Below are 24,862 nucleotides of genomic sequence, written 5' to 3' on the forward strand. Positions count from 1 at the left end.
CCCCGCTGCCCGCCCCGATCCCGCCCATCGTGGTGGAAGGGTCCTACCTGTCGCTGAAGTGGTGGACGTTCGTGGGCGTGCTGGCCGGAGTATGGGTCGTCTCCGCCGCGGCGGGAGCCGGCCTCTACTACTACTGGTATCAGTCGGCCGACAAGACCTGGCCGGTGTTCGTCGTGCTCGCCTACATCGTCGTCACCACCGTCGGCGCCCTGGTGGCCTCGACCGCCCAGCGCAAGCCCCTGCTATCTGCCCTGGCCATCGCCCTGATGTCGGCGCCGCTGGCCGCGATGGCCGCCGCGGCGGCTTTCTACGGCGCCTACGTATTCGGCTGGATCGCCCGGTAGGACGATTGCACCGCCCATTAGGGTGGGGTCGTGACCCACTTTGACGTCGTCGTTCTCGGAGCTGGTCCCGGTGGATACGTCGCGGCCATTCGTGCCGCCCAACTGGGGCTGAAGACCGCAATTGTCGAACCCAAGTACTGGGGTGGTGTGTGCCTCAATGTCGGGTGCATCCCGTCCAAGGCGCTCCTGCGCAATGCGGAACTCGCACACATCTTCAACAAGGAAGCCAAGACCTTCGGCATCACCGGTGAGGCCACCTTCGACTACGGGGCCGCCTTCGACCGCAGCCGCAAGGTCGCCGACGGCCGTGTCGCCGGCGTGCACTTCCTGATGAAGAAGAACAAGATCACCGAGGTTCACGGGTACGGTACGTTCACCGGGCCCAAGTCGATGTCGGTGAAACTCAACGAGGGCGGGACCGAGGAGCTCACCTTCGACAACGCGATCATCGCCACCGGGTCCTCGACCCGCCTGGTGCCGGGTACCTCGTTGTCCGACAACGTGGTCACCTACGAGACCCAGATTCTCTCGCGCGAGCTGCCGGGGTCGATCATCATCGCCGGCGCCGGCGCGATCGGCATGGAGTTCGCCTACGTGCTGAAGAATTATGGCGTCGACGTCACCATCGTCGAGTTCCTGCCGCGTGCGCTGCCCAACGAGGACGCCGAGGTCTCCAAGGAGATCGAGAAGCAGTACAAGAAGCTGGGCGTGAAGATCCTCACCGGTACCAAGGTCGAGGGCATCTCCGACAAGGGCGGCGACGGGTCCGTTGTTGTCACGGTCAGCAAGGACGGCAAGACCGAGGAACTCAAGGCCGACAAGGTACTGCAGGCCATCGGCTTTGCGCCCAACGTCGAGGGCTTCGGCCTGGAGGCGGCGGGCGTGGCACTCACCGACCGCGGGGCCATCGCCATCGACGACTACATGCGCACCAATGTGCCGCACATCTATGCCATCGGCGATGTCACCAGCAAGCTGCAGCTGGCCCACGTCGCCGAGGCCCAGGCCGTGGTGGCCGCTGAAACCATCGGTGGTGCAGAGACTCTCGCGCTCGGCGACTACCGGATGATGCCACGCGCCACGTTCTGCCAGCCGCAGGTGGCCAGCTTCGGCCTGACCGAGGAGCAGGCCAAGGCCGAGGGATACGACGTCGTGGTCGCCAAGTTCCCGTTCACCGCCAACGGCAAGGCCCACGGCCTGGCCGATCCGACGGGCTTCGTGAAACTGATCGCCGACAAGAAGCACCTCGAACTGATCGGCGGCCACCTGATCGGCCCGGATGTGTCCGAACTGCTGCCAGAGCTGACCCTGGCGCAGAAGTGGGACCTGACGGCCAACGAGCTGGCCCGCAACGTGCACACCCATCCGACCTTGTCGGAGGCGCTGCAAGAGTGCTTCCACGGTCTGACCGGCCACATGATCAACTTTTGAGAAACGAAATCGTCGCCGGGATAGGCGGATTGGTGCTCGGCCACATTCTGTGGCTGACTGCCATCACTTTGGCGACCGAGGGCTCCCGGGTGAACGTCTGGGTGCTCTTGGTGGCCGCACTGTCGCTCATCGGCGGAGCGGCGTGCGGCTACTTCGGTTGGCGGAAGTACCAGCAGAAATCCCGTACCTGGGCGGTGTTCCTGTGGCTGCTGCCGGTGTCGCCGGTGGTGTTCTCGCTGGTACTGCTCGGGGTCACCTACCTGTAGACATGCACAAATCACTAGTCGGGGAAGTCGAGCGGGATCCGCAGCGTGGTCATGGTGGCGGCCAGGCCATCGTATTGGCTTGCCAGCATGCAGAATTCGATGAGCTGAGGCTTGGTCAGGATCGTTGACAGCGCCCCCCAGGTTTCGGCCGAGACCGACCGGGTGACGACGAACTCGTCGGTCGCGGTGATCAGCACGCGCTGCCGGTCGGTCAGGCCCTCGGCGTCGGGGCCTTCGAAGATGCGGGCCTGAGTTTCGGCATCCACGCCGCGGCTGCGGGCCAGCCGGCGGTGCTGCTGCAATTCGTATTCGCAGTCGCGCAGATGTCCCACCCGCAGGATCACCAGCTCGGCGTCCTGACGCGGCAGTTTTCCCAGCGGGCCGAGCAACAGCCCCGAATACGGCAGCCAGGCCAGGAACAGCAGCTTGTGCTGCCCCAGCACGTTCATCAGGGTGAACCGCGGTGCGCGGATGGCCCGGGCGCCCAGCTTGGCGATGGCCCAGTTGACCGGGCCCAGCTCACGGAATCCGCCCGGCGCGATGCGGGCCGGCTCGAGTGCACTCACCCCGCCGAGTGTGGCACAGGTGCGCTCACGGCGTGAGCGCCGGTTTCCACGTGCGGGCTTCTGATCGGCGGGCGGTTCCAAGCGGTCGCCACGACCAAGGTGTAGAAACCGGCGGCGTTGTCCAGCGGACTACGGCTGGCGCACCAGATACGGCGACACCGTCGAACGGTGCTCGTTGAGGTCCAGGGCTTTACCGAGCGCGGGGAATGCGCGCTGCGGGCAGTTGTCGCGCTCGCACACCCGGCAGCCCGATCCGATGGGCGTGGCCACCTCGCCGGAGAGATCCAGCCCTTCGGAGTACACCAGCCGATGGGCGTGGCGCAGCTCGCATCCCAGCCCGATCGCGAACGTCTTGCCGGGCTGCCCATAGCGCGACGCGCGACGCTCCACGGTGCGGGCCACCCACATGTAGTGGCGGCCGTCGGGCATCTGGGCGATCTGCACCCCGATCTTGCCCGGGTTGCCGAAGGTCTCGTAGACGTTCCACAACGGGCAGGTGCCGCCCGATGAGGAGAAGTGAAAACCCGTGGCGGACTGGCGCTTCGACATGTTGCCGGCACGGTCGACGCGGACGAACGAGAACGGCACGCCGCGCATCGAGGGCCGCTGCAGGGTGGACAGCCGGTGCGCGATGGTCTCGTAGCTCACCGAATAGAACGCCGACAGCCGCTCCACGTCGTAGCGGAAATTCTCGGTGACACCGTGAAATTGGCGATAGGGGAGCACGGTGGCCGCGGCGAAGTAGTTGGCCAGTCCGAGCCGGGCCAGGGTGCGGGACTCGTCGCTGGTGAACATGCCCTCGTCGACCATCTTGTCGATCAGATCGCCGAACTCGAGAAAGGCCAGCTCGGCCGCCATCTTGAAGACCTGTTGGCCGCTGGACAGGTGATTGCCCATCTCCAGGGTCTTGGTGGCCGGGTCGTAGCGGTGCAGCACGGTGTCGCCCAGATCGATACGCCGCACGATCCGCACGCCGTGCACCGTCGTCATCCGGTTGGCCAGCTCCCCGGCCAGATCGCCGCGGTGCATGCGGATCTTGGCGGTCAGATCCTCAGCGGCGGTGTCGAGTTCGTGCAGGTAGTTCTGCCGCTGGTAGAAGTAGTCGCGCACTTCCTCATGGGGCATGGTGATCGACCCGCTACCGCTGCCGTCGGAGTAGCGGTCCTCGGTGGCGGCGGCCAACTGTGTGGTGGTCAGCCGGTAGCGACGGTGCAGGTTGACCAGTGCGCGGGCAAAGTTCGGATACGCCGCGACCATGTCGGCGACTTCGCCGGCGTCCATATCGGCTCCGAGATCGCGGTCCATCGCGACCTCGCGCATCTCGGCGACCAACCGGGTGTCGTCGTGCGAGGCGAAGAACGTCGCGTCGACCCCGAACACCTCGGTGATGCGCAGCAGCACCGCCACCGTGAGCGGGCGGACATCGTGTTCGATCTGGTTGAGGTAACTCGGGGAGATCTCCAGCATCTGAGCCAGCGCCGCCTGGCTCAGACCACGCTCGCTGCGAAGTTGACGCACCCGCGATCCGACGAACGTTTTTGCCACGTCAAATAGCCTAACAACGTTGTGAAGTCGGTCTTTGCATTCTTGGCAGTTCAGTCGCTACTGGCAGGATCGGGCTGCCTGGCATGATCGGCTCAGGCGACAGCGACTGGAGATGAATCATGACGGGAACCGCGCAGAGTTCGACCACCGGGCTGAACAAGGTGATGATGCCGGTGCCTGATCCCCATCCCGATGTCTTCGACCGGGAATGGCCGCTGCGGGTGGGCGACATCGACCGGGTGGGACGGCTGCGGTTCGACGCCGCCGCCCGCCACATCCAAGACATCGGCTCCGACCACCTGCGCGAACTCGGATTCGAGGAGACTCATCCGCTGTGGATCGTGCGGCGCACGATGATCGACCTGATCAAGCCCATCGAATTCCAGGACATGCTGCGGATGCGGCGGTGGTGTTCGGGAACCTCGAACCGGTGGTGCGAGATGCGGGTGCGCATCGACGGTCGCAAGGGCGGGCTGATGGAATCCGAGGCGTTCTGGATCAACATCAACCGGGAGACCCAAGGGCCCGCCCGCATCTCTGACGACTTCCTGGCCGGCCTGCGCCGCACCACCGATGAAGCGCGCCTGCGCTGGAAGTCCTACCTGAAGGCGGGCAGCCGCGAGGACGCCGCCGAGATCCGCGAGTACCCGGTGCGGGTGTCCGACATCGACCTTTTCGACCACATGAACAACTCGATCTACTGGACGGTGATCGAGGACTACCTGTACTCCAATCCCGAGCTGCTCCAGAAGCCGCTGCGGGTGACCATCGAGCACGACGCCGCGGTGGCGCTCGGCGAGAAGCTCGAGATCCTGTCGCACGTTCACCCGGCCGGATCGACCGACAAATTCGGCGAAGGGCTCTCTGACCGCACTGTTAGAACGCTCACATATGCCGTCGGCGACGAGACGAAAGCGATCGCTTCGCTGTTCTCGCTCTGACCCCTCCCGGTTTAACAGTACGAGCGTACTGACCTGCGCCTTTGGGCTACTCGTCGGTAGCTTCTGAACCGGTACAGCCATCATATTTCTTCGCAAACTTTGCAAGTTAGCTAAGCGCTTTGGCGAAACTTGGCAATTGAAACGGGTGGACCTGCGGATATGTGCTGTGCCATCGTCGGATTAGCACAACAGTGAAGCTGCCTCGGCGTTAGCAATTAACAACGCGAACGACGCGGCGGTGGAGCAAGGCGACTGAAACAAACCGAAGGAGCAGTCCTATGTCGACCGTGGGCACCCCCAAATCACCGGAGCAGATCCAGCACGACTGGGATCACAACCCCCGTTGGAAGGGCATTACCCGTACCTACACCCCGGCCGACGTGGTTGCCCTGCAGGGTTCCGTCGTCGAGGAGGCCACCCTGGCCCGCCGCGGCGCCGAGGTGCTGTGGGAGCAGCTGCACGACATGGACTTCGTCAACGCGCTCGGCGCGCTGACCGGCAACATGGCCGTCCAGCAGGTCCGCGCCGGCCTGAAGGCCATCTACCTGTCGGGCTGGCAGGTCGCCGGTGACGCCAACCTCTCCGGCCACACCTACCCGGACCAGAGCCTGTACCCGGCCAACTCGGTGCCGCAGGTCGTCCGCCGCATCAACAACGCGCTGCTGCGTGCCGACGAGATCGCCAAGGTCGAGGGCGACACCTCGGTCGAGAACTGGCTCGCCCCGATCGTCGCCGACGGTGAGGCTGGCTTCGGTGGCGCGCTCAACGTCTACGAGCTGCAGAAGGCCATGATCGCCGCCGGTGTCGCCGGTTCGCACTGGGAAGACCAGCTGGCTTCGGAGAAGAAGTGCGGCCACCTCGGTGGCAAGGTGCTGATCCCCACCCAGCAGCACATCCGCACCCTGACCTCGGCCCGCCTGGCCGCGGACGTCGCCGACGTCCCGACCGTCGTCATCGCGCGTACCGACGCCGAGGCCGCCACCCTGATCACCTCCGACGTCGACGAGCGCGACCGTCCGTTCATCACCGGTGAGCGCACCGCCGAGGGCTTCTACCGGATCAAGAACGGTCTCGAGCCCTGCATCGCCCGCGCCAAGGCCTACGCGCCGTACTCCGACCTGATCTGGATGGAGACCGGCACCCCGGACCTGGAGCTGGCCAAGAAGTTCGCCGAGGGTGTCAAGGCCGAGTTCCCGGACCAGATGCTGGCCTACAACTGCTCGCCGTCCTTCAACTGGAAGCAGCACCTGGACGACGACACCATCGCCAAGTTCCAGCGCGAGCTGGGTGCGATGGGCTTCAAGTTCCAGTTCATCACCCTGGCCGGCTTCCACGCCCTCAACTACTCGATGTTCGATCTGGCCTACGGCTACGCCCGCGAGCAGATGAAGGCTTACGTCGAGCTGCAGGAGCGCGAGTTCGCCGCCGAGGAGCGCGGCTACACCGCCACCAAGCACCAGCGTGAGGTCGGCGCCGGCTACTTCGACCGGATCGCCACCACGGTTGACCCGACCAGCTCGACCACCGCGCTGGCCGGTTCCACCGAAGAGGGTCAGTTCCACTAGAGCTCGATCGCCGAGCAGACGAAGTCTGGCTTGACAGAGCAGGTCCCGCCCAGAGGTTTTGGGCGGGACCTGTCTGCGTATAGAAAGAGAAACCGTGAGCAATCAAATTGAACGTGTAGGTGTGATCGGGGCCGGCCAGATGGGCGCCGGCATCGCCGAGGTGTCCGCGCGCGCCGGCGTGGACGTGCTGGTGTTCGAGACCACCGACGCACTCGTCACCGCGGGCCGCAACCGCATCACCAAGTCCCTCGAGCGCGCCGTCAGCGCAGGCAAGGTCACCGAGCCCGAGAAGGACGCCGCGCTGAGCAAGCTGAAGTTCACCACCACGATCGACGACCTGTCCGATCGTCAGCTGGTCATCGAGGCCGTGATCGAGGACGAGGACGTCAAGGCGAAGATCTTCGCCGACCTGGATCGCGTGATCGCCGATCCCGACGCGGTGCTGGCCTCCAACACCTCCAGCATTCCGATCATGAAACTCGCAGCAGCTACCCAGAATCCTGCCAGGGTGTTGGGCCTGCACTTCTTCAACCCGGTCCCGGTGTTGCCGCTGGTCGAATTGGTCAGCACGCTGGTGACCGCCGACGCCGCCGCGGCTCGCGTCGAGGAGTTCGCCGGCACGGTTCTCGGAAAACAGGTTGTTCGTTGTTCTGACCGGTCCGGTTTCGTGGTCAACGCGTTGCTGGTCCCGTACCTCTTGGCGGCGATCCGGATGGTCGAAGGTGGCTTTGCCACAATTGACGATGTCGACAAGGCAGTGGTGGCCGGACTCTCCCACCCGATGGGGCCGCTGCGGTTGTCCGACCTGGTGGGCCTGGACACCCTCAAGCTCATCGCCGACAAGATGTTTGACGAGTTCAAAGAGCCTTTGTACGCCGCGCCGCCGCTGCTGTTGCGCATGGTCGAGGCGGGACAGCTGGGCAAAAAATCGGGCAAGGGCTTCTACACATACTGAACCGACCCGCGCTGGCACTATGGCCGAGGCTTAGCTAGTCTACCCACAGTAGGGCCTGCTGGCTCGCTCAATAGAGTCTGCGTGAAAAATCACGCGTCGGCCCCAAACCGTCGGTCGTCAGCAGCAGAAAACGCAAAGAGGTAATTTTTCGCATGTCCAACGTCGAGTCCGATCTTGCTCCGTACTACGAGGAGTCGCAGTCGATCTACGACATCTCGAATGAGTTCTACGCACTGTTTCTCGGGCCGACCATGGGTTACACCTGCGGTTACTACGAGCGCGAGGACATGAACCTCGAGGAGTCGCAGAACGCCAAGTTCGACCTGGCGCTGGGCAAGCTCGACCTCAAGCCGGGTATGACCCTGCTGGACATCGGCTGCGGTTGGGGCGGCTGCCTGGAGCGGGCGCTGATCAACCATGACGTCAACGTCATCGGCATCACGCTGAGCAAGGAACAGTCCGACTACGCCCGGAAGCGGCTGGCCAAGATCGACACCAACCGCAACGTCGAGATCCGGCTGCAGGGTTGGGAAGAGTTCAACGAGCCCGTCGACCGCATCGTCTCGATCGGTGCGTTCGAGGCGTTCAAGCAGGAGCGCTACCCGATCTTCTTCGAGCGGGCTTACAGCATCCTGCCGGACAACGGCGGCCGGATGCTGCTGCACACGATCCTGGCGCACACCCAGCAGTTCTTCCGTGAGAACAACATCAAGCTGACGATCAGCGACCTGAAGTTCATGAAGTTCATCGGCGAGGAGATCTTCCCCGGCGGGCAGCTGCCTGCCGTAGAGGACATCGAGAAGCTGGCTGACGGCTCGGGCTTCAAGCTGGAGCGCATCCACCTGTTGCGTCCGCACTACGCGCGCACGCTGGACATGTGGGCGGCCAACCTGGAGGCCAAGAAGGACGAGGCCATCGCCCTGCAGGGCCAGGAAGTCTACGACCGGTTCATGAAGTACCTGACCGGTTGCGCCGACTTCTTCCGTCGCGGCATCACCAACATCGGCCAGTTCACTCTGGTCAAGTAGTTCTGCCGATGGGCGATGTCCCATCTGGTTGAGCACGCAAAACAGCAGCTGAGTCGGCCCCGCCGGCTCAGCTGCTGTTTTAGTCTGGACTGCACTCGGCATGACTGACTGAGGCGGGAGGGCCGCCGTGAGCATCGCACCGCGTCGCGTCATGGTGTCCGTTCTTGCGGTTGCCGTCATGGCAGCCGGCTTCACGGGGTTCTCCGCGGGTATGACGCCGGCGCGCGCGGTATGCGGCCCGGACGAGATGAGCGCCTTGTGGTCGGCGCTGGCGCGGATGCCCGTCGACCGTGTGACCGGCCGTCGCTGGGCGGGTGCGCCGCTGGAAAGCAACTACAACCCGTGTGCCGACCTGTCGACCATCCTGGTCGGGATCGAAGGTGGGACGGGCAGTTCGCCGATCCAGGCGCTGATGTTCCACCGCGGGACATTTCTCGGAACCGGCACGTGGAAGGCGTACGGGTTCACCTCGCTCGACGCGGGCGCATCGACCGACGACACCGTCGTGCTGAATTACCGTTCCGGTCAGAGCTGCAGTGCATGCGCCGACGGCATCGTGACCACGGTGCGCTACCACTGGAACGGCAGCAAGGTCGAGATGCTCGACCCGCCACCCCCGGACTGATCTCTGCCGGCCGGAATTCGAGTACCGCGCTACTCGTGCTCGTGGTTGGGCCGACTGCGAGCATCGGATTTGTCACGCCCGCGAGGGCAGACACACCGATGATCCGCCTTGGTTTCCGTGGGAGGTCTGTGCTGATGGCCTGGCGAGGTTTCGAGCTCACGGATCCGCCCATGAGCGGACCTGATATCGCATTGATCCGCGGCAAACTGGTCGCCAAGTTCGAATGGGCTCGCACCATGGGTGTGACCGAGGGTGACGTCTACGATCGGATCACCGCCGATGCCGTCGCCGAGTTTCAGCGGCGCGTCGGTCTGCCCGAAAATGGCATCGCTGATTTCAAAACCCGTGTGCGCCTTGGGTCCTGGCCCCCGCCGCCGCCACCTCGTCACGCTGCCCTTACTTTCCGGGGGACCGGTGGCATCGTCGGCGTGGACTACACGTCCCGGGTCGCCCACGCCGCGGGCCTCGAAGAAATCCCGATCCTGTACCCGGGTTCGATGGGTGGCATACCCGTGGGCGCCGAGAGCAATCCGAATGCACCGAGCGGCAACGATTCCGTCGAGGTCGCGGTCGAACTTGCGGTCGACTGGATCGAGCGGCATCCGAGCCGGACCTTCTGCTTGCTCGGGTATTCGCAGGGAGCCATTGCCGCGAGCAAGGTACGTGCCGAACTACTGCCGGGAGGACGCCTGGAGAGATTCGCCGGCAACTACTTCTGCGGGATGATGGTTGCGAATCCTTCACGGGCGTTTGGGCATACGTTCTTTCTCGGCCCGGTTCCGGATGGGGAGGGCATCAGCAACTTCCATGTTCCGCGTGAGGCATGTACGTGGGATTGGTGCGAGCTGGTGCAGCCAGACGACTTCTACGCCAACGTGCCGCTGGGCGACGTCGGTGACGTCTGCCGTCAGGGCCAGAACATCGTCATGGATACCACGGTGAGCGACCCGATTGGCATGATGCAGAAGGTTATTCCGCATCTGATCAAGATGCTCGACGAGGCGGGTGTGGACTTGCCGCCCAGCCCGCTCGGGATTCTCAACGGGGTGTGGGCGGGCCTGGTTTCCTCGCTGCTGCCGGGAGTGGTCCCTGCCCAATTCGGAGCTGAGACCGCCGCCGCCGTGCACGCCGCGCGACTGGCGCTCACATTCTTCGCTGCCCAGCCGCCGACCAAGCCACACATCACCTATGAGTTCGTCGAAGTGTTGCCCGGCCGCACCTACCTTCAGCTCGGCATCGACCACGTCCGTGACTGGTCCGGTCGCACGCCCGTACGCACATAAGTATCAAGACCGAACTTGAGGTGATCCCAATGAGCTTCACGTCTTTCAACGCCGCACCACTGAGGACCCGTGAGCAGATCGCGCGGGAGGTGCATGCCGTGGCGCGTCGGCGAGGCTTGACGGAAATCGCGACGATCATCGCATTGATGACCATTTCCACCGAGGTGGGCTCGGCCGACGCGAGCGGGAGCCGGCAGTGGTGGTGCCCGTCAAATCCGACGAATGATCCTGACTCAGAAGGCTTTCCACACGATTCCACTTCCGATGACAACCGCTCGTCCGGCTATTTCCAACAGCAACCGGGACCGAATGGCGAGGCATGGTGGGGCACCGCCGGCCAGCGGATGACGCTGGATGCCGCTGCCGACATGTTCCTGGACCGGTTGTCCGACGATTACGTCAACGCGCGCGATGCACACACGGCGGGTGTGTTCGCACAACTGGTGCAGGGCAGCGCATTCCCTGACCGGTACCGGGAGAAGTGGGACGAGGCGCATGAAGTGCTGGCCCGTGCCTTGGACGGCCAAGTTCAGGTGCCCGCCTCGCAACAGGGCGGCTGGGCCGGTGACCCGGTCTGGCTGGAGGAGGTGTTACGGCCGATCCTCGGCGACAAGTTGACGACGCTTCCGGGGTGGGAGAATTCGGGAGTCGGGGATTTCGGTGACATCTGGGGTGTGATGTGGCACCACACCGGCAACAGCCGGGAGAAGGCAGAGAGCATCCGGGCCGGTCGCCCCGATCTGCAGGGCCCGCTGGCCAACCTGCACATCGCTCCGGACGGGACCGTCACGATCGTCGCGGTCGGTGTCTGCAACCACTCCGGACGGGGCAGCGGGTTCGGCCTGCCTGCCAACGCTGCCAACAACCGGCTCATCGGCGTCGAATGTGCCTGGCCGACAATCCACCCTGACGGCAGCTATCGCGTCGACGAGCGGTGGCCGGACGCCCAGATCATCTCGATGCGTGATGTGGCCGCCGCGCTGACGACGCGGCTCGGCTATGGGGCGGAGCGCAACATCGGTCACAAGGAGTGGGCCGGGTCCGCGCAGGGAAAGTGGGATCCGGGCAACCTCAGCATGGACTGGTTCCGCGGCGAGGTCGCCAAGGCGATGCGCGGTGAGTTCAGCCAGCCGACGCCGGTTGCCATTTCGCCTTCTCAGATGCCGCACCTGCCCAAGCCGACCAACACCCGCACCGACCGAGAGCTGCTCGAAGAGATCTGGGAGCAGCTGCGCGGACCGCTCGGGAACGGGTGGAACCAGTTGGGCGACAAGTCCCTGGTCGACTATGTGGCGAGCTTGGGGCGGTACGTCTCGATACTCGAGTGCCGTCTGGCAGAGCTGTCCGCAGCGCGGCCGGCGAAGCCCGCCAAGAAAGCACCCGCCAAGAAGGCACCCGCCAAGAAGGCAGCGGCGAAGAAAACTCCCGCGAAGAAAACTCCCGCGAAGAAGACAGCGGCGAGGAAGACGGCCACGCGGCGAGCCCTCGCGAGCTAGCGCAACGGCGTACCGGGCTCAGGCGTCAGCCAGGCGCTTCTTCTCGGCCTCGACATCGAAGTCCGGTGGCGGCCAGGACATGTTGAGACCTTTGAGCGCCTCGATGAGCAGCTCGGTGATGGCCAGCCGGCTGTACCACTTCTTGTCAGACGGCACGATGTGCCAGGGGGCGTAGTCGGTCGAGGTCTTGTCCAGCATGGCCTGATAGGCCTCCTGGTATTTGGGCCACAGCAGGCGCTCGTCGATGTCGGCGGGGTTGTATTTCCAGTACTTGTCGGGCCGCTCCAGTCGTTCGGCCAGGCGATCCTTCTGCTCGGCGAGCGAGACGAACATCGCCACCTTCACCAGCGTGGTGCCGGCATCGACCAATTCGCGCTCGAAGGCGTTGATCTCGTCGTAGCGGGCGCCCCAGACGTCCGGCGGCACCAGGTTGTGCACGCGGACGATCAGCACGTCCTCGTAGTGCGAGCGGTCGAACACCCCGATGTGTCCGGCCGGTGGCAGCGCGTTGCGGATGCGCCACAGGTAGTGGTGGGCGCGCTCTTCCTCGGTCGGCTTTCCGAAGCTGGTGTACCGGACGCCCTGCGGGTTTGCCGCGCCCACAACGTGTTTGACGATCCCGCCTTTACCTGCGGTGTCCATGCCCTGCAGGATCAGCAACACCGAGCGGTTGTCGTCACCACTCTTGGTCCGCGCGTAGAGCATTTCTTGCAGCGAGGCGAGCCGCAGATTCCGTTCGGTTTGCAGGGTGGGCGCGTCACTCTTGTTGCCGCGGAATCCCGGCGTGCCGTTGGTGTCGATTCGTGCGACCTTGTCGCCTGGGCGGAAGGCCAGCTGGACGTGTGGTTCGTGGGTCCACAGGGCAGGAAGATCTCTGTCGCTCACCCGCTCAGTCAAGCAGCTGAGGCGGCAGCACCGGCGACGGGTGCGGTAGCGAGTTGAACTTTTCCAGCGACCCACCCACCTCGACGATGCCGCACAGCGCGTTCCACGACAGCATGGTCAGGTAGTCGATCAGCTCGTCGGCGGTCATCCGGGGATTCGACATCCAGGAGTGGGTGGCCAGCTGTACACCGCCGACGGTGTGGAATGCCCATGGCTCGGCGCCGCGGGTGTCCATGCCGACTGTGGCCATCCGGCGGCGCAGCATCACGGCCAGCATGCGGGCGATGATCTGCTCGGAATCGGCGACGGCTTTGCTCTTGCTGGCCGAGTTGTTGGCCATCACGAACGGATAGATCTCAGGTTCGGCGGCGACGGTTTCCACGTACACCTTGATGATCTCGCGGGTCAGCGCGAAACCGTCGAGGTTGGAGGACAAGGCGGCAGCCATGTTCGGGATCAGGGTGGTTTGGGCGAACCGCATCATGACCGCTGTGGTGAGGTCGTTCTTGTCGACGAAGTAGCGGTAGAGCACGGTCTTGGAGACGCCGATCTCGGCGGCGATCTCATCCATGCTGACGTTGCTGCCCCGGCTCCGGATTGCTTCCAGGGTGCCGTCTACCAGCTCATTGCGCCGCTCCACCTTGTGCTGGTGCCAACGTCGCTTGCGTCCATCGGTCTTCACCGTCACCGGTGGAGTCTGCTGTGCCACAGTCGCAGTAGTCCCATTCCCTAGTTCCACTCGATAGTACGGCGAATCTGCGCATACCGGTCCGTGGGTCAGGCCGACTGTCGCGGTGATAGCGCAAGATGGAAACGTGGCACATCGATCCGACGAGGGAGCCCGCGTGCATGCGGGTCCGCGGCCGAGTTTTGCCGAGACACTGGCCGGGGCGGACAGCGTCGCGGACGCTGAACGCATCCGGGGTTTGCGGAGGATGAAGCTCGTCGCGCTGAGCTTCCTCGTCGGCGCGACGGTCGTCTTTCTCCTGTGCACCTGGGCACAGTCGCGCGGCGCGGGAGGCTGGGTCGGCTATGTGCGGGCCGCGGCCGAGGCCGGCATGGTCGGCGCACTCGCCGACTGGTTCGCGGTGACGGCGCTGTTCAAGCATCCGCTCGGGTTGCCTATCCCGCACACGGCCATCATCAAGCGCAAGAAAGACCAGCTGGGGGAGGGGCTGGGCACGTTCGTCCGGGAGAACTTCATGTCTCCCGAGGTGATTGCGAACAAGCTGCACGACGCCCAGGTGGCCGGCCGATTCGGCAAATGGCTGTGTGACCGTTCGCACGCCGAGCGGGTGGCCGCCGAGGCCTCGACGGTGCTGCGGGTCGGCGTGGAGATGCTGCGTGACGACGATGTTCAGCATGTGCTGGACCGGATGATCGTCAAGCGCATCGCCGAACCCAAGTGGGGGCCGCCGATCGGCCGGGTGCTGTCGACGCTGCTGCAGGAGGGCCGTCAGGAGGCGCTGATCCAGCTGTTGTGCGACCGGGCGTTCCAGTGGTCGCTGAACTCCGGTGAGGTCATCGAGCGCGTCATCGAGCGGGATTCGCCGACCTGGTCGCCCCGTTGGGTGGACCACCTGGTCGGGGACCGGATCCATCGGGAACTGATGGACTTCACCGACAAGGTGCGTCGTAACCCCGACCACGAGCTGCGGCGATCGGCCACCCGGTTCCTGTTCGAGTTCGCCGACGACCTGCAGCACGACGAGGCCACGATTCAGCGTGCGGAGAACGTCAAAGACCAGATCATGGGGCGTGACGAGGTGACCCGGGCGGCCGAGACGGCGTGGGCGGCGGCCAAGCGGATCATCCTGGAGTCGGTGGACGACCCGTCCTCGGCGTTGCGGACCCGGATCGCCGACTCGGTGATGCGGATCGGTGAGTCGTTGTGTGATGACGCCGAGCTGCGCGACAAGGTCGACAGCTGGATCATCCGGGGGGCAAAACACCTGGTCGCCGAGTATGGGACCGAGATCACAGCAATCATCACCGAGACCATCGAGCGCTGGGATGCGGATGAGGCGAGCCGCCGGATCGAACTCCATGTGGGCCGTGACCTGCAGTTCATCCGGATCAACGGCACCGTGGTGGGCTCGCTGGCGGGTCTGATCATCTATTCGATAGCCCAACTACTCTTCTGACCTGCGCTAACTAGTGCTTGCAAAAGTTAGCACCCCGTCGTAGCGTGAATTTCGTCGTTAACGGATACCCGGGCTACGAGGGGAATGACATGGCGCAGGAAGAAAATCTCGCGGCTGTCGTCTCCAACGCTGCGCAGGACATCGGGAGCTTCATCCGGTCCCAGCGTGAGGCGGCACAGGTATCGGTACGGCAGTTGGCCGAGAAGGCCGGCGTCAGCAATCCCTACCTGAGCCAGATCGAACGGGGATTGCGGAAACCCTCAGCCGACGTGCTCAACCAGATCGCGAAGGCACTGCGGGTGTCTGCGGAAGTCCTCTATGTGCGCGCCGGGATCTTGGAACCCAGCGAGCCCAGCGAGGTCCGCGACGCCATCGTCAACGACGTGGGAATCACCGAACGGCAGAAGCAGGTGCTGCTCGACATCTACACGTCGTTCCGTCAGCAGAACGAAGCCGATGCAGCTGCTGCAGGTGAGGAGCCGACAACTGATTGACATCTCACCAACTGCCTGATCACCACTCGCACAACAGTCCCATCCTGAGAAAGGAATTCGCATGACCGAGAAGACTCAGCCCACCATCGAAGACCTCAAGGCCCCGCTGCTGGCCGCCGTCGGCGCAGCCGACCTGGCCCTGGCCACGGTCAACGAGATCGTCGCCAGCCTGCGTGAGCGTGCCGAGGACGCCCGCACCGACGCCGAGGCTCGCGTCGAGGAAGGCCGCGCCCGCCTGACCAGGCTGCAGGAAGACCTGCCGGCCCAGTTCGACGAGCTGCGCGACCGGTTCACCTCCGACGAGCTGCGCAAGGCCGCCGAGGGCTACGCCGATCAGGCCACCGCGACCTACAACAAGCTTGTCGAGCGTGGCGAGGCGGCGCTGGAGCGCCTGCGCAACCAGCCGGCTCTCGAGGAAGCCGCCAGCCGGGTCGAGGGCTACACCGATCAGGTGACCGAGCTGACCCAGGATGCGCTGGGCACGGTGGCCTCGCAGACCCGCGCCGTCGGCGAGCGTGCCGCCAAGCTGGTGGGCGTCGAGCTGCCTAAAAAGACCGAGCAGGCCGTGACCAAGGCTGAGCCGGCCGCCGCCCCCGCCAAGAAGGCTCCCGCCAAGAAGGCCGCGCCGGCCACTGCCGCCAAGAAGGCCGCCCCGGCCAAGAAGACCACGGCCGCTCCGGCCAAGAAGGTCACCCAGAAGTAATTCCGGTGTTGTCCGGCGGGGCCGCAGCCCCGCCGGTCGACGCTGACGATGACGCCCGCATAGGCTGGTGAGGTGCAACTTGCCAACCTTGCGGGCGTCATTATTTCGATACTCGGCTACCTGGTCGTTCTCGTGGCCGCGTATGCCTTCGTGCATGCGGCCCGGCAACGCCCGGACGCCTATACAGCCACCGGCAAGCTCACCAAGCCCGTCTGGCTGGGCATTCTCGGCGTGAGCGCGGTGCTGACGCTACTGGTGGGTGGTGTGTTCATCCCCGTCATCGCGGCCTGCGCCGCCGGTGTCTACCTGGTCGATGTGCGGCCCAAACTGCTCGAAATTCAGGGAAAGTCGCACTGATCCGATGCGTTCACGACCGGCCGCGTTCGGCGCGGCGTGTCTTGCGCTGGGCGCGGCCCTGATCCCGGTCCCCGCAGCCGCCGCGGACCCCGCCCAGGTCTCCGGCGACCACCTGTACGTCGACCATGTCGCGTGGGCCAAGTGGGGCGACCTGTCGAGCCTGCGCGTCTACCCAACCGACACGGCCCGCGCCCTCACCCACCAACCCGGCAGCACCGCCCAGGCGGATCAGGCCTGGGTCGAGGTCTTGACTCTGTCCCCGGACGCCGACCTGCCCGGGATGCGTGAGCAGTTCCTGTGTCACTGGACATTCGCCGAACTCGCCGAGCCCGGCAAGACCAGCTGGAACCTGGAGCCGTGGCGGCCCGAGGTCGCCTCCGAGGTGATGCTGGCCAGCGGATGCAATCCCGGCGGCAGCGAGGAGCCGTTCTGATGGGCGGCTATACGCGTGCCGACGTGGCGGCACTGGTCGATCACACCCTGCTCAAGCCCGAGGCCACCGTCACCGACGTAGAACGACTGGTGTCCGAGGCCGTCGACCTCGGTGTGTTCTCGGTGTGCGTGTCACCGCCGCTGGTGTCCACCGCGGCGGCGACCGCCCCGCAGGGCCTCGCGGTGGCTGCGGTGTCGGGTTTCCCGTCAGGCAAACACCTGGCCGAGATCAAGGCCCGCGAGTCGCAGCTGGCCGTGGCCGACGGCGCCGCCGAGATCGACATGGTGATCGACGTCGGGCTCGCGTTGAGCGGCGATCTGGATGCCACGGCAGCCGAGGTGGCCGCCGTGCGCGCCGCTGCTCCCAGCGCCACCCTCAAAGTCATCGTCGAGTCCGCGGCGCTGTTGGAGCTCGCCGGTGAGGCGCTGTTGCAGGACGTGTGCCGGGCCGCCGTCGACGCCGGAGCGGATTTCGTCAAAACGTCGACCGGCTTTCACCCCAGCGGTGGTGCCAGCGCCCGCGCCGTGGAACTGATGGCGCGGGCGGTCGGCGACGGTGTCGGGGTGAAGGCCAGCGGTGGTATCCGCACCGCCGAGGCGGCCACGGCGATGCTCGACGCCGGGGCCACCCGGCTGGGCCTGTCGGGCACCAGGGCAGTGCTCGACGGCCTCGCCTAGCGCTTAGAGCGAAAAACTAGAGTTTGCCGAAACAGGGGTCGTCGGCGGGCTTGGGCATCGACGCATTCGTGGTCGAGAACTTCGCCACGACGCCGTTTTCGGTCACCTGCACGCTGTCGGCGTGGATCCCCATCGGATAGTTCTCGGTGATCTGGGCGGTGAACTTGTCCAGGATCGGCTGCAGGGTCTCCCGCGGCCAGGACAGCCCGATCGCGCTCAGGTCGATGATCTGCAGCGAGATGCCCTTGTTGACCACCGCGGGCTTGGCCGTGATGGTGCCGAGCAGGCCCTTGAGCTCGATCGTCCCGTTGGAAGGGTTGGTCTTCACATCCGAGATGGCCGAGCCGATGAACGGCAACTGCACCATGTCGGCCACGGTCTGGCGGATGCCGTCGGTGCTCCAGTCGATGTCGGCGACGAGCGAGCCCACGGTGCCGCTGGAATCGGCAGTCTCCTTGATCCGCACGTCTTTGATGCCGAGCTTGACCTTCATGCCCTTGGCCTCGCGGATCTGGTTGCCCGCGGTCTCGACGTTGATGTTGGTGTAGTGCCCGCTAATGTGCTGCATCAAAAACGGAGGCAGCGGATCGAACGAGGCCTTGGCGCCGTCGCCGACGACGCACTCCACCGTGGACGCGACGATCTGGTCTGCGCGGTTGCGGGCATACAGCTCACCGCCCAGCACGCCGGCGGCCACCAGGGCCACCACGATCACCACGACCAGCACCACCGACAGCGGGTCCGACAGCAGCTTCTTGACCTTCGCCAGGGGCGAGGAGTCCTGCGGCGGCGCGGGGTGCTCCGCCGTACCGACGTGCCCCGGCTGAACCGGCTGGTCAGGGGCCGGAGGCGGCGGAGGCAGCTCCGCTGAAGGTGCTGGCGGGGACTGGTCGGTTGGGCGAGCCCAGGGATCGGTCACCCCAGCGATTGTGCCTTACCCGACTGAGCGAACTGTGAGCGGTTCTGCAGCACCGCGATGGTGTCGCGGACCTGGTCGGCGGCATCGAGGTCGATGTCGAAGACCAGCAACTGCTCGTCGGCACCGGCCGAAACGAGAACCTCGCCGGTGGGGGAGGCCACCAGGCTGCCGCCGACGCCCGTCGGGCCGGCCTTGGCGATCTGCCCGCCCGGGTAGGCCTGATCCACCGCGGCGACGAAGCCTGTGGTGTCCAGAGCACGCGCCCGGGCCAGCAGGGTCCACTGGTCGAGTTTGCCCGGCCCCGATCCCCACGAGGCGTGCACGGTGACCAGCCGGGCCCCGCGGCGGGCCAGCTCCACGTAGAGCTCCGGGAAGCGGACGTCGTAGCAGGTGGTCAGGCCCACCGTGGCTCCCTCGACGGTGATCGTCACCGGCTCGAAACCTGGTGCCACAGTGCGTGATTCGGTGAACCCGAACGCGTCGTAGAGGTGGATCTTGTGGTAGTGCGCGTCGACCCCGGGTCCCGTCGCGATCAGGGTGTTGGTGACCCGTCCGTCCGCGCTGGGCACGAACATCCCGGCCACCACCACGATCCCGGCGCGGGCGGCGATCTCCCGCACCGCCGTCGCCCACGGCCCGTCCAGATCCTCGGCGACCGGCCCCAGGGGAACACCGAACCGGCACATCGTGGCCTCGGGGAACAGCACCAACCGGGCGCCGGCGTCGGCGGCGCGGCGGGTGAACTCGTCGACCAACTTCAGATTCGACGACGGGTCCGTGCCGGTGGCGATCTGCGCCAGGGCAATTCGCATGCGGTTCAGCTTAGTGGCGCCACAGGGCCCTATGCGTGGCTCGCCACGGGCCTAATTTGTGGCTGGCGCCACGGCAGCCCACGGCACCGTCAACACCCCGTCGCGTAGCCGGCGGCGCGGTGCGGCGACCGGACAACCTTCGGCGCGCAGCAGGTCCACCATGGCCCGCCAGCGCACCCGGGGCCCGAACACGCCGTGCCCGGCCGCGCTGGCCCAGGCCCGGTCAGCGGCGCTGAGCAGGGCGTGGATCGGCTGGCCTTCGACGTTGTGATGGATCAAGACCTTGGGCAGCCGCTCGGCCAGGTCCGAAGGGCGTTCGATGCTGAACGGGTCGCAGGCCAGGGTGAGGCTCACCGGCCCGCCTTCGTCCAGCAACACCCAGCAGCAGCGCCGGCCCAGCTCGTCGCAGGTCCCGTCGACGATCAACCCGCCGGGCGCGAGCCGGCGCGTCATCGTGGCCCAGGCGTCCGGCACCGCCTCCACCGGGTACTGACGCAACACGTTGAACGCCCGCACCAGCACCGGCCGTAACCCGGCCAACTCGAAACCACCGAGCTCGAACCGCACATCGGTGCCGTCGGCCACCGCGCGTGCGGTGGCCACCCGCTCGGGGTGGATTTCGAGGCCCACCACCCGGATGTCGGCGCGGATCACGCGCAGCCGCGCCGCCAATTCCAAGGTGGTCACCGGCAGCGCGCCGTAGCCGAGATCGACCACCAGCGGATCGGCCGCGGCCCGCAGCGCGGTGCGCACCCGCGGCGAGTGCACCAGCCAGCGATCGCTGCGGCGCAGCCGGTTGTACCCGGTGGTGCCACGGGTGACCGCGCCGACGGGTCTAGACGTGCTCGGAGATCCACTCAGCGGTGAACGCCCCCTCGATGGTGAACACGTCGCTGACGGACTGCAGAACCATGTCTTCGAGCTTGCCGCCGATCAGGGGCATCGGCACCTTGCACTTGCTGTCGACTTTCAGCCGGCTGCCCTCGGCGCCCCCGGCCAGCACGTAGCGCCCGTCGAGCCGCCCCGGGACATGGGACACCGACGCCGTGTAATGGCCTTTCGCGCCACGCGGGTCGAAGGGGCCGAAATACTGCCTGCGGGTGATGGCCATGTCGAGCGGGATCACCGGCCGCAAGATCGGGGGCAGCTCCGCGCGCGGCAGGACCTGCCGGAACTCGACCTCGATTCCGCGCTCGTCGGAACGAAATTCCGTGATGTCGGATTTCCCAGGGGTCAGGTCGTCGTATCGGTCCATCAGGGCCTGCCAGTACTCGCTGTCCGCGTACGCGGCGTAGATCGTTTCGGAGGGTACGTCGAACGCCATCGTCGACTGCCGGCTTCGGCTCATGGCTACCGACGGTACCGCCGGCTCATTGCCGATCGGTGATCCACACCGAAGTGAATCGCTGCTCGGCCTTGAGCAGATCGACCAGCTGTGTGCCGATGAAGCCCTCGATCTTGCCGCCGACCAGTGGCACCCGCACCTCGACCGTGACGTGCACCGACAAGCGGCACCCGCCCGCGATGGCGGCCAGCGTCGCCGACCCCGACAGCGCCACCGGCGCCCCGGAGATGGAGCCCTCGACCGTGCCATGGGCCGTGCCGTTCTGGATCGGCTGCCAGTGCTCCTGGCGCCGGATTCTCAGATCGCCGCGGTGAAACTGCGACACCAGCCCGGGCAGCCGGTCTGCGCGCAGGATCTGTGCGGTGACCGCGTCGATACCGCCGTCGGCGGTCACGTTCAGGGCGTCCAGCGTGGTTTCGTCGGCCCCGGAATCGGCAAGCCGGGCCCGCCAATACCGTTCGTCGGCGAATGCGCGATGGATCTGTTCGACGCTGCCCTCGTAGTCGCTGGCCATGTCGAATGATCGCGGCATAGCTGGTCAGGCTACCGTTACGGGCCGTGGTCAGTTCGTATGTTGCCGGTGTCGCAGTTGCCGAGGCGGTTGCGCTGGCGCCGCTGACCACGCTGCGGGTCGGTCCGGTGGCGCCGCGGGTGCTCACCTGCACCAGCACCGACCAGCTCGTCGACGTCCTGGGCGCCGTGGCCGAGCCGATCCTGGTGCTCGCCGGTGGGTCGAATGTGGTGCTGGCCGACGACCTGGCCGACACGATGCCCGACCTCACCGTGGTGCGCGTGGCCAACACCGCCGTCACGGTCGAGGGAAAGCTGCTGCGCGCCGAGGCCGGCGCGGTGTTCGACGATGTCGTGGTGGCGTCCCTGCAGCACGGGCTGGGCGGGCTCGAATGTCTTTCGGGGATACCGGGATCGGCCGGGGCCACCCCGGTGCAGAACGTGGGGGCCTACGGGGCCGAGGTCGCCGACACCATCAGCCGGGTGCGGCTGCTCGACCGCCGCACCGGTGAAGTCCGCTGGGCCGCACCGGAAGAACTCAGGTTCGGCTACCGCACCAGCATCCTCAAACACTCCGATGCCGTGATCGTGCTCGAAGTGGAGTTCACCCTGGACGACACCGGCCGTAGCGCACCATTGCGCTACCGCGAACTGGCCAATGCGCTGGGGGTCGAACCGGGGGAGCGTGCCGACCCGCTGCGGGTTCGCCAGGCCGTGCTGCAGCTGCGTGCGGGCAAAGGCATGGTGCTCGACGAGCACGACCACGACACCTGGAGCGTCGGATCGTTCTTCACCAACCCGGTGGTGTCACAGGCCGAGTTCGAGCGGGTGCAGGCCACGTTCCGGGCGGCCGCGGGGCCGCAGGCCGCGCCGGTGCCGCACTACCCCGCCCCTGACGGGGTGAAGCTGGCCGCCGGCTGGCTCGTCGAGCACGCCGGATTCGGCAAGGGGTACCCCGGAGACGGCGCCCCCGCGCGGCTTTCCACCAAGCATGCGCTGGCATTGACCAATCGTGGCGAGGCGAACAGTGCCGACGTGATTGCCCTGGCCAGGGCGGTGCAGGCGGGTGTTTTGGACCGCTTCGGCATCGCTTTGCAGCCCGAGCCGATTCTGATTGGGTGCGATCTATCAGTACCCTAGATCCACGTGAGCCCTGCCGGTGATATAGAGGCCGATGCGCCGTTGTTCAATCGGCGTCGTGCCCTGACGGTGTTGACCGTCGGAGTGGGAGCCGGCTTGTTGGCTGCCTGCTCGGGTGAATCACCCATCTCCGCGCCTGCGGCCGAGGAACCCGCAGCTCCGACGGTCAGTTACGAGCCCGCCGCCGACGCCGAGGATGTGCTGCCGACGGCGCCCGTCGGAGTCAAGGTCGAGAACGGCTCGTTCCAGCGCGTCAGCCTGACCAACGCCAGCGGCAAGGTGGTCGCGGGCAAATTCAACAGCGACCGCACCGCGTTCACTGTCACCGAACCCCTCGGCTACGAATCCACCTACACGTGGGCGGGCTCGGTGGTGGGCAAGGACGGCAAGGCCGAACCGGTGCAGGGCAAGTTCACCACCGTCGCCCCACAGAAGCAGGTCAACGGTCAGTTCCAGCTCGCCGACGGCCAGGTGGTCGGCGTCGCCGCGCCGATCATCCTGCAGTTCGACGCCGCGATCGACGATCAGTACCGCGCGACCATCGAGAAGGCCCTGCAGGTCACCACCACGCCTCCGGTCGAGGGCAGCTGGGCCTGGTTGCCCGATGAAGCCGGCGGATCGCGCGTGCACTGGCGCTCCCGGGAGTACTTCCCGGCCGGGACGAAGATCAGCGTCAAGGCGCCGCTGTACGGCGTCAGCTTCGGCGATGGCGCCTACGGAGCGGCCGACTCCACGCTCGACATCGAGATCGGCCGGCGCCAGGTGGTCAAGGCCGAGGCATCCAGCCACCGGATCCAGGTGCTCGACGGATCCGGTGCGGTGATCATGGACTTCCCGTGCAGCTACGGCGAGGGCGATCTGGACCGCAACGTCACGCGCAGCGGCGTCCACGTGGTCACCGAGAAGTACGAGGACTTCTGGATGACCAACCCCGCCGCCGGCTACAGCAATGTGCACGAACGGTTCGCGGTGCGGATCTCCAACAACGGCGAGTTCATCCACTGCAACCCCAACAGCATTGGCTCACAAGGCAATACGAACGTGACCAATGGCTGCATCAACTTGAACCTGGAGAATTCGCAGCAGTACTTCAACAGCGCGATGTACGGCGACCCGGTCGAGGTGACCGGTACCCGGATCCAGCTGTCCTACGCCGATGGCGACATCTGGGACTGGGCGGTGGACTGGAGCGAGTGGAAGTCCATGTCGGCGCTGTCCTCGGAGGATTCCCCGTCGAACCTGCCGGCCAGCGCGCCGGCGACGCCGACGGATGCGCCCACCCTTTCGGGCACGCCGACGACCACCACACCGCCACGTCCCGAGCCGGGTGGCTGATTCCTGCGCCGAAAGCGACGTCGTGCGGCCCATCGGTCGCCGTTTTCGACACAAGGGTCGTGACGATAGAAGAAGCGCAGCCGTGGTGTCGAAATCGGCGAGCTGCGGATGACGGGGATACCTCGGCGCATCACACCTGACGGTTGAAGCGTGAACCGGTGGCCCCGCTGACCTGGTCACGAGGCCTGATCACGATCAGGTCGAGGTCGACGTGAGACGGGCGGGAGGCGACGAAACCGATCACCTCGGCGATGTCCTCGGCCACCAGCGGCGTGACCCCCTCGTAGACTTTCTCGGCTCGCTGCTCGTCTCCGTCGAAGCGGTTCAGCGAGAAGTCGGTCTGCACCATCCCGGGCGCAACCTCGGTGAGCCGCACGGGTTTTCCGAGCAACTCGCTGCGCAGGGTGCGGTGCAGGACGCCCTGGGCGTGTTTGGCCGAGGTGTAGCCCGCCCCGTTGTCGTAGATCTCGACGGCGGCGATCGAGGTGACGGTGATGATCAGCCCGTCGCCGGAGTCGATGAGCTTGGGCAGCAGCGCGCGGGTGACGCGCAGGGTGCCCAGCACGTTGGACTCCCACATCCAGCGCCAGTGGTCGATGTCGGCGTCGGCGACCGGCTCCAGTCCGCGGGCCCCGCCGGCGTTGTTCACCAGCACGTCCACGCGGTCCAACTGGGCCGCCATGGCGTCGACGGCAGCCTGATCGGTGACATCGGCCACGATCGCCGTGCCGCCGATCTCATCGGCCAGGGCCTGGATCCGGTCCGCCCGGCGGGCCACGCAGATAACCTGAAAGCCCAAGGCGGCAAGGGATTTCGCGGTGGCAGCGCCGATTCCGGCGCTGGCGCCGGTCACCACTGCCACCTTTGTGTCTGCCTGAGATGTCGTCACCTGTCCAACACTAGATGGCGTGCTAGGTTCTTGATGTGTCCGGAAACCTCCAGTCCCGCCTCGCGCGGCGTGCGTGTTGTTGTTGCGCACCCCGCCGCGCCTGAGGCGACCCCGGACACCGTTCTCCCGTCCTGCTGAGTCGTCAGGTGTGGCCTCTGCCCACCAGCCGACAAT

26 protein-coding genes and 3 pseudogenes are annotated in these 24,862 nt (G+C 66.0%); 19 read left to right on the forward strand and 10 right to left on the reverse strand.

Annotation, left to right across the window (positions count from 1 at the left end; translation table 11 throughout):
• From E0T84_RS32000 to E0T84_RS28770, 3 genes and pseudogenes are all read left to right on the forward strand, one after another.
• Positions 1-344: pseudogene (locus E0T84_RS32000) on the forward strand (hypothetical protein); the annotation flags it as partial.
• Positions 345-374: 30 nt separating this feature from the next.
• Entirely contained in the window at positions 375-1,775 is a 1,401-nt protein-coding gene (gene lpdA, locus E0T84_RS28765; protein ID WP_070185232.1) for a dihydrolipoyl dehydrogenase, read from the forward strand.
• A complete protein-coding gene (locus E0T84_RS28770; protein WP_070185231.1) occupies positions 1,772-2,041 on the forward strand; it encodes a hypothetical protein in 270 nt (89 codons plus the stop codon). Before lpdA ends, E0T84_RS28770 begins: the two co-directional genes overlap by 4 nt.
• Before the next feature lie 14 nt (positions 2,042-2,055).
• On the opposite strand, the gene E0T84_RS28775 is transcribed toward E0T84_RS28770, so the two are convergent.
• Positions 2,056-2,607 (reverse strand): carboxymuconolactone decarboxylase family protein, encoded by a 552-nt coding sequence (locus tag E0T84_RS28775; protein ID WP_070185230.1) that lies wholly within the window; start codon positions 2,605-2,607, stop codon positions 2,056-2,058.
• 129 nt (positions 2,608-2,736) lie between these two features.
• Positions 2,737-4,152, reverse strand: a complete 1,416-nt coding sequence (ramB, locus tag E0T84_RS28780; RefSeq protein ID WP_070185229.1) for an acetate metabolism transcriptional regulator RamB — start codon at positions 4,150-4,152, stop codon at positions 2,737-2,739.
• A gap of 119 nt (positions 4,153-4,271) precedes the next feature.
• Between ramB and E0T84_RS28785 the strand changes: the two genes are divergently transcribed.
• From E0T84_RS28785 to E0T84_RS32500, 8 genes and pseudogenes are all read left to right on the forward strand, one after another.
• Positions 4,272-5,093, forward strand: coding sequence for an acyl-[acyl-carrier-protein] thioesterase (locus E0T84_RS28785; RefSeq protein WP_070185228.1), 822 nt, complete (start codon positions 4,272-4,274; stop codon positions 5,091-5,093).
• A 278-nt stretch (positions 5,094-5,371) separates the two neighbouring features.
• Positions 5,372-6,658 carry an isocitrate lyase gene (aceA, locus tag E0T84_RS28790; protein ID WP_070185227.1) on the forward strand — a complete coding sequence of 429 codons (1,287 nt, stop codon included), beginning with the start codon at positions 5,372-5,374 and terminating at the stop codon, positions 6,656-6,658.
• 94 nt (positions 6,659-6,752) lie between these two features.
• Positions 6,753-7,613 (forward strand): 3-hydroxybutyryl-CoA dehydrogenase, encoded by an 861-nt coding sequence (locus E0T84_RS28795; RefSeq protein WP_083283943.1) that lies wholly within the window; start codon positions 6,753-6,755, stop codon positions 7,611-7,613.
• Between the two features lie 152 nt (positions 7,614-7,765).
• Positions 7,766-8,641 carry a cyclopropane mycolic acid synthase family methyltransferase gene (locus E0T84_RS28800; RefSeq protein ID WP_070185226.1) on the forward strand — a complete coding sequence of 292 codons (876 nt, stop codon included), beginning with the start codon at positions 7,766-7,768 and terminating at the stop codon, positions 8,639-8,641.
• A gap of 127 nt (positions 8,642-8,768) precedes the next feature.
• The gene (locus E0T84_RS28805) at positions 8,769-9,266 is read left to right on the forward strand and encodes an LppP/LprE family lipoprotein (RefSeq protein WP_070185225.1); all 498 of its coding nucleotides are present in this window, start codon (positions 8,769-8,771) and stop codon (positions 9,264-9,266) included.
• Positions 9,267-9,436: 170 nt separating this feature from the next.
• Positions 9,437-10,549 carry a peptidoglycan-binding protein gene (locus E0T84_RS28810; RefSeq protein WP_159437509.1) on the forward strand — a complete coding sequence of 371 codons (1,113 nt, stop codon included), beginning with the start codon at positions 9,437-9,439 and terminating at the stop codon, positions 10,547-10,549.
• 533 nt (positions 10,550-11,082) lie between these two features.
• Positions 11,083-11,883, forward strand: a pseudogene (locus E0T84_RS28815) (N-acetylmuramoyl-L-alanine amidase); the annotation flags it as partial.
• Positions 11,866-12,012, forward strand: a pseudogene (locus tag E0T84_RS32500) (hypothetical protein); the annotation flags it as partial. The pseudogenes E0T84_RS28815 and E0T84_RS32500, both read left to right, overlap by 18 nt.
• Before the next feature lie 51 nt (positions 12,013-12,063).
• Here the strand turns inward: E0T84_RS32500 and E0T84_RS28825 are convergent.
• Together E0T84_RS28825 and E0T84_RS28830 are read right to left on the reverse strand one after the other, a co-directional pair.
• The gene (locus tag E0T84_RS28825; protein WP_070185223.1) at positions 12,064-12,930 is read right to left on the reverse strand and encodes a polyphosphate kinase 2 family protein; all 867 of its coding nucleotides are present in this window, start codon (positions 12,928-12,930) and stop codon (positions 12,064-12,066) included.
• A 4-nt stretch (positions 12,931-12,934) separates the two neighbouring features.
• Complete coding sequence (locus E0T84_RS28830) at positions 12,935-13,639, reverse strand: TetR/AcrR family transcriptional regulator (protein WP_070185222.1); 705 nt, start codon at positions 13,637-13,639, stop codon at positions 12,935-12,937.
• A gap of 106 nt (positions 13,640-13,745) precedes the next feature.
• Between E0T84_RS28830 and E0T84_RS28835 the strand changes: the two genes are divergently transcribed.
• The 6 genes from E0T84_RS28835 (at position 13,746) to deoC (ending at position 17,738) form a co-directional block, all read left to right on the forward strand.
• On the forward strand, positions 13,746-15,074 hold the full coding sequence (locus tag E0T84_RS28835) for a DUF445 domain-containing protein (protein WP_070185221.1): 1,329 nt from the start codon (positions 13,746-13,748) through the stop codon (positions 15,072-15,074).
• Between the two features lie 89 nt (positions 15,075-15,163).
• Positions 15,164-15,568, forward strand: coding sequence for a helix-turn-helix domain-containing protein (locus tag E0T84_RS28840; RefSeq protein WP_070185220.1), 405 nt, complete (start codon positions 15,164-15,166; stop codon positions 15,566-15,568).
• 61 nt (positions 15,569-15,629) lie between these two features.
• Positions 15,630-16,271, forward strand: coding sequence for a heparin-binding hemagglutinin (locus tag E0T84_RS28845; protein ID WP_070185219.1), 642 nt, complete (start codon positions 15,630-15,632; stop codon positions 16,269-16,271).
• Between the two features lie 72 nt (positions 16,272-16,343).
• Entirely contained in the window at positions 16,344-16,628 is a 285-nt protein-coding gene (locus tag E0T84_RS28850; protein ID WP_070185218.1) for a DUF2516 family protein, read from the forward strand.
• A gap of 4 nt (positions 16,629-16,632) precedes the next feature.
• A complete protein-coding gene (locus E0T84_RS28855; protein WP_070185217.1) occupies positions 16,633-17,061 on the forward strand; it encodes a DUF2599 domain-containing protein in 429 nt (142 codons plus the stop codon).
• Positions 17,061-17,738 carry a deoxyribose-phosphate aldolase gene (gene deoC, locus E0T84_RS28860; protein WP_070185216.1) on the forward strand — a complete coding sequence of 226 codons (678 nt, stop codon included), beginning with the start codon at positions 17,061-17,063 and terminating at the stop codon, positions 17,736-17,738. Before E0T84_RS28855 ends, deoC begins: the two co-directional genes overlap by 1 nt.
• Before the next feature lie 16 nt (positions 17,739-17,754).
• Here the strand turns inward: deoC and E0T84_RS28865 are convergent, their stop codons facing one another.
• Genes E0T84_RS28865 through E0T84_RS28885 form a run of 5 tightly spaced genes read right to left on the reverse strand, consistent with a single transcriptional unit; the run spans position 17,755 to position 21,346 of the window.
• A complete protein-coding gene (locus E0T84_RS28865; RefSeq protein ID WP_070185215.1) occupies positions 17,755-18,657 on the reverse strand; it encodes a DUF2993 domain-containing protein in 903 nt (300 codons plus the stop codon).
• Positions 18,654-19,469, reverse strand: a complete 816-nt coding sequence (locus E0T84_RS28870) for a carbon-nitrogen hydrolase family protein (RefSeq protein ID WP_070185214.1) — start codon at positions 19,467-19,469, stop codon at positions 18,654-18,656. Before E0T84_RS28870 ends, E0T84_RS28865 begins: the two co-directional genes overlap by 4 nt.
• A 51-nt stretch (positions 19,470-19,520) precedes the next feature.
• Entirely contained in the window at positions 19,521-20,330 is an 810-nt protein-coding gene (locus E0T84_RS28875) for a class I SAM-dependent methyltransferase (protein ID WP_070185213.1), read from the reverse strand.
• The gene (locus E0T84_RS28880) at positions 20,305-20,817 is read right to left on the reverse strand and encodes a DUF2505 domain-containing protein (RefSeq protein ID WP_070185212.1); all 513 of its coding nucleotides are present in this window, start codon (positions 20,815-20,817) and stop codon (positions 20,305-20,307) included. The genes E0T84_RS28875 and E0T84_RS28880 overlap by 26 nt, the downstream gene beginning before the upstream one ends.
• A 22-nt stretch (positions 20,818-20,839) precedes the next feature.
• A complete protein-coding gene (locus tag E0T84_RS28885; RefSeq protein WP_070185211.1) occupies positions 20,840-21,346 on the reverse strand; it encodes a DUF2505 domain-containing protein in 507 nt (168 codons plus the stop codon).
• A gap of 26 nt (positions 21,347-21,372) precedes the next feature.
• Here E0T84_RS28885 and E0T84_RS28890 point away from each other — a divergent pair, with 26 nt between their 5' ends.
• Both E0T84_RS28890 and E0T84_RS28895 read left to right on the forward strand, forming a co-directional pair.
• Positions 21,373-22,464 (forward strand): UDP-N-acetylmuramate dehydrogenase, encoded by a 1,092-nt coding sequence (locus E0T84_RS28890; RefSeq protein ID WP_070185210.1) that lies wholly within the window; start codon positions 21,373-21,375, stop codon positions 22,462-22,464.
• A 6-nt stretch (positions 22,465-22,470) separates the two neighbouring features.
• Entirely contained in the window at positions 22,471-23,799 is a 1,329-nt protein-coding gene (locus tag E0T84_RS28895; protein WP_070185209.1) for an Ig-like domain-containing protein, read from the forward strand.
• Between the two features lie 130 nt (positions 23,800-23,929).
• On the opposite strand, the gene E0T84_RS28900 is transcribed toward E0T84_RS28895, so the two are convergent.
• A complete protein-coding gene (locus E0T84_RS28900; RefSeq protein ID WP_070945889.1) occupies positions 23,930-24,688 on the reverse strand; it encodes an SDR family oxidoreductase in 759 nt (252 codons plus the stop codon).
• Between the last annotated feature and the right edge of the window lie 174 nt (positions 24,689-24,862).

This window comes from Mycobacterium sp. DBP42 (assembly GCF_005924235.1).
GTDB classification, from domain to species: Bacteria; Actinomycetota; Actinomycetes; order Mycobacteriales; family Mycobacteriaceae; genus Mycobacterium; species Mycobacterium syngnathidarum.